General features: G+C 62.3%; 3 protein-coding genes. 2 read left to right on the top strand and 1 reads right to left on the bottom strand.

The window, feature by feature from the left end:
• Positions 1-123: 123 nt before the first annotated feature.
• Positions 124-471 carry a hypothetical protein gene (locus tag ACP5MM_RS09745; protein WP_427934528.1) on the bottom strand — a complete coding sequence of 116 codons (348 nt, stop codon included), beginning with the start codon at positions 469-471 and terminating at the stop codon, positions 124-126.
• 211 nt (positions 472-682) lie between these two features.
• On the opposite strand from ACP5MM_RS09745, the gene ACP5MM_RS09740 reads away from it, so the two are divergent.
• Positions 683-2,662, top strand: a complete 1,980-nt coding sequence (locus ACP5MM_RS09740) for a DNA topoisomerase IV subunit B (RefSeq protein WP_427933423.1) — start codon at positions 683-685, stop codon at positions 2,660-2,662.
• A gap of 17 nt (positions 2,663-2,679) precedes the next feature.
• A partial coding sequence (locus ACP5MM_RS09735; RefSeq protein ID WP_427934526.1) for a DNA gyrase subunit A occupies positions 2,680-3,590 on the top strand: 911 nt, incomplete at its 3' end.

Raw genomic sequence — 3,590 nt, 5'->3', positions numbered from 1 at the left:
GATGGCGCCATGGGCGGCCATGGCGGCAATGAATTCGGCCTTGTTCATCTTCTCTCTCCTCTTCCCGAACGCTGCGGAGAGTTTCGCACAAGATCCGCTGGCTGCAAATAGCGTATTTCAAATTTAATCACTTTTCTCTTTTTCTAGCAACTCCGCACCGTGTTCGGTGATTTCCACCAGATAGGTGGGGTCTTCCAGACATTCCGCGTAGGCGGAAGAAAGGGCACCGATAATGGTGGAACATTCCCAATCGGGAGCAACACGATGGATAGCACGAATCAGTGCCAGGTCGTCATTTCCCCTGGCTTGCTTTTCCTGGTTTTGCAGCAGGCTGCTTCGCTGCGCCATCAACTGGTTCATCCGGGTCTCGGCACGCTGCCGAAGGGCTTGTTGCCGAGCTTCGATGGCGCGGATGCGTTCCTCCCGGGTGCGACGATGACGGGTGGTTTGGATGCTGAGGTTACTGGGCATGATGCCTCTCGGTGGTGGAACAGAACCATAAAAATGAAGTGTGCGGGATAATCAACCGATGTAAAAGGGGGGATCGAAAGAGTCCGCGATGCGAGCGCTGCGCCATTCAACCTTGTGCACCGGCAATTGGCCATGAACATCTTCCATCATCGACGCTCGCCTTTCCAGCCAATTTTGTTATCCTGCAACCCAATCCATCCATGAGGCGTTCATGTTGGCAGGCACCTACAGCGCAGAGCAATTCACGGTCCTCAAAGGCCTGGAGCCGGTCAAGGCCCGTCCCGGCATGTATACCCGCACGACCTGTCCCACCCACCTGATCCAGGAAGTGATCGATAATGCCGCCGACGAGGCCCTGGCCGGTTTCGCCAAGCGAATTTTGGTTACCGTGCAAGCCGATGGCTGGGTGGAAATTGAGGACGATGGGCGAGGGATTCCCGTAGGCATTCCTCCGGGAGAAACCCGGCCGGCGGTCGAGCTCGCCTTTACCACTTTGCACGCCGGTGGAAAGTTCGACAAGTCGGACAAGGCATCCGCCTACCGTTTTTCCGGGGGGCTGCACGGGGTCGGCATCGCGGTCACCAACGCGCTCTCCCATCAGGTGGTAGTGGAAGTCAAGACGAAGGACCCGCGTGGTGGCAGTAATGGCGTCTGGCGCCTGGCGTTTGCCGAAGGCGAAGTGGTGGAGGCACTCACCCGAGTGGCCGATTGCGGCCCCCGCACGCATGGCACCAAGGTCCGGGTATTGCCCAACCCCCAATACTTCGACGGCGCCGCCATCAACCTCAAGGAGCTGACGCATCTCTTGCGGTCCAAGGCGATCCTGTTGCCGGGGCTGCAGGTTACGCTGAATCTCCCCGGCCAGCCGCCGAAACTGTGGCAATACCAGTCCGGCATGAGCGACTATCTCACGGAACTCCTGACGGACGCGGAAGTCAGTACGCCGATATGCGCCGGACAGAAGTTTGCGGACGGCGATGCCAACGGGTTCGCGGAAGGAGAAGGCGGGGCCTGGGCGCTGGCCTGGTGCAGCGACGGCGCGCCCCGAACGGAGAGTTACGTCAACCTGATCCCCACCCTGGACGGCGGCACCCACGAGTCCGGCTTCCGGGCGGGGATCTTCGAGGCCGTGCGATCCTTCATGGAGCATCACGGTTTGATGCCGGCCAAGCTCAAGCTGGTGCAGGAGGACGTGACCGGCAAGGTGGCCATGGTCTTATCGGCCCGCTTGCTGGACCCGCAGTTCCAAGGGCAGACCAAGGACAAGCTCACCAGCCGCGATGCATACCGGCTGCTGCAACAGACGATCCGGGACCCGCTGGAGATCTGGCTCAACGCCCATCCCGATGCCGGCAAAGCCATCGCCGAACTGGCGATTCACAGCGCCCAGAGCCGGACTCGTGCGGCCCAGAAAGTGGAACGCAAAAAAGGCTCCGGCCTGGCGACGCTCCCGGGGAAACTCACCGATTGCGAAAGCGAGGACCTCTCCCGCAATGAGCTTTTCCTGGTCGAAGGGGATTCCGCGGGTGGTTCCGCCAAGATGGCGCGCGACAAGGAATTCCAGGCCATTCTGCCGCTTCGGGGCAAGGTGCTGAATACCTGGGAGGTCGAGCGGGATCTCATTTTCAAGAACACGGAAGTACACAACATGGCCGTCGCCCTGGGGATCGATCCGCACGGCCCCGCGGCAGACCCCGACGTGGTGCTGGCTGGCCTGCGCTATGGTCGCATGATCATCCTGTCCGACGCGGACGTGGACGGCAGCCATATCCAGGTCCTGCTGCTGACCTTGTTCCTGCGTCACTTCCCGGCATTACTGTTGCGCGGTCATGTCACGGTCGCCAAACCACCCCTGTACCGCGTGGATGCCACGGTGCGCGGGAAGGTGCGTAAAATCTACTGCGAGGCAGAGACGGAGCGGGACGCGGCCATCGAGCGTCTGAAGGACGAAGGCGGGAAGGAATCCGCAATCACCGTCCAGCGCTTCAAGGGGCTGGGGGAAATGAATCCGGAACAACTCTGGGAAACGGCCATGTGTCCGGATACCAGAACCCTGGTATCCCTGCGCATCCAGCCGACGGAGATCGAGGCGCTGCGGGAGCGCTTTACCCTCTTGATGGGGAAGAATGAAGCCAGCGGTCGCCGTGCCTGGATGGAACGGGACGGCTGGACGGCGGACCTGGATATTTGATGGAGAACGAACCGTATATGGCAACCACCGAAGCGGTCCGGGAAGGGCGGGGAGAACAGGCGGAAATGGTATTCCTGGAATGCCGGGAAGGTGCTGGCGCGCCGCCCGTCCCTCCCGCCACCGGGGATGGCTCGCCGCCGCTGGGAGAGTACGCGGCGTCCGCCTACCTCGCCTACGCCATGAGCGTGGTGACGGGCCGGGCGATTCCGTCTCTGGCGGACGGACAAAAGCCCGTCCAGCGCCGGATCCTCTTCGCCATGCGGGAGTTGGGGCTGCAGAAATCTCCCCGGCACGTGAAGTCGGCCCGCGTGGTGGGTGAAGTGCTGGGCAAGTGGCATCCCCACGGCGACAGCTCCGTCTACGATGCGATGGTGCGCATGGCCCAGGCATTCACGCTCCGCTACCCGCTCGTGGATGGTCAGGGGAACTTCGGCTCCCTCGATGGCGATGGCGCCGCCGCCAGCCGCTATACCGAAGCGAAGCTCCTGGCCATGTCCGCCCTGCTCCTGGACGAAATGGACGAGGGTACGGTGGATTTTCGCGCCAATTACGATGGGTCCTTGCAAGAGCCGGCGTTGCTGCCGGCCCGCCTGCCTTTTCTGCTGCTGAACGGCGCCTCTGGCATCGCGGTGGGCATGGCGACGGAAATCCCCCCGCATAATTTGCGCGAAGTGGCGGAGATCGTCGCCCGGCTGGCCGAGGACCACGAACTCTGTGACGCGGACTTGCTGGATGCCCTTCCCGGTCCGGATTACCCTGGCGGTGGGCAGATCATTTCCTCTCCGCAGGAGATCCGCCAGGCCTACCAGACGGGCCGCGGCAGCTTGCGAGTCCGGGCCCAATGGGACGTGGAGAAAATGGCGCAGGGGCAGTGGCGCATCATCATCCGTGAGTTGCCGCCAGGCGTCTCCGCCGCCCAGGTCTTGGC

The sequence above is a fragment of the Acidithiobacillus sp. genome (assembly GCF_049965315.1).
GTDB lineage: Bacteria > Pseudomonadota > Gammaproteobacteria > Acidithiobacillales > Acidithiobacillaceae > Acidithiobacillus_B.
This window is presented reverse-complemented; position numbering and strand designations above follow the sequence as displayed.

Coding starts and splice junctions, on each gene's coding strand:
- ACP5MM_RS09745 (WP_427934528.1), bottom strand. CDS start 471: ATGCCCAGTAACCTCAGCATCCAAACCACCCGTCATCGTCGCACCCGG.
- ACP5MM_RS09740 (WP_427933423.1), top strand. CDS start 683: ATGTTGGCAGGCACCTACAGCGCAGAGCAATTCACGGTCCTCAAAGGC.